General features: G+C 69.7%; 1 protein-coding gene. It reads right to left on the minus strand.

What is annotated here, in order from left to right; all coding sequences use genetic code 11:
- A partial coding sequence (locus G3480_RS27355) for an ADP-ribosylglycohydrolase family protein (protein WP_206171950.1) occupies positions 1 to 538 on the minus strand: 538 nt, incomplete at both ends.

A 538-nucleotide genomic window follows, 5' to 3' on the forward strand; every position in this document is an offset into this window, starting at 1 on the left:
CAATGCGTGCACCACATAGCCTGTGCCCCGGATGGCCGGGGGCTGCCGCTCCTTGAAGCGTCCGGCGGCAATGGCATCGATCTGCGGGCTGAGTGGATGGGTGTGCCAGTCGACGCCGGCCGGTGCAAACCGGGGCTCAAGCAGCCGTGCCTTCGGCGTCCCCTGGAGTGCGCCGACGATCAGCCCCGCCAGGTAGCGACAGGCATCGACCGCCTCGGGCGCGGCATGGGTGGTGCGCGACATCCACGCGGCCAAGCGGACCGCTTCGGCCGGCGTCTGCGCGAAGGCCAGTGGAATCGGAGCCAACCGCATCAACGAGCTGTTGCCCGCCGTGCGAGGATCGGCCGAGCCTGCGAAGGGATCGCCGTCTGCCTCGAAGCGCTCAAGCGCGGCCGCGACCGTGTTGCCGATGTCGAAGCAGCGCCCGGTGCTGCTCCAGTGACCCTGGTCGCGCCATCGCAGAGAGCGGCGCATCTGATCCGCGGCATCGAAGCCGGCGCACTCCACCAGGCTTTCGGCGAGACAGAGGGCCATGGAG

Origin of the sequence: Thiorhodococcus mannitoliphagus (assembly GCF_010915725.1) — a bacterium.
GTDB classification, from domain to species: domain Bacteria; phylum Pseudomonadota; class Gammaproteobacteria; order Chromatiales; family Chromatiaceae; genus Thiorhodococcus; species Thiorhodococcus mannitoliphagus.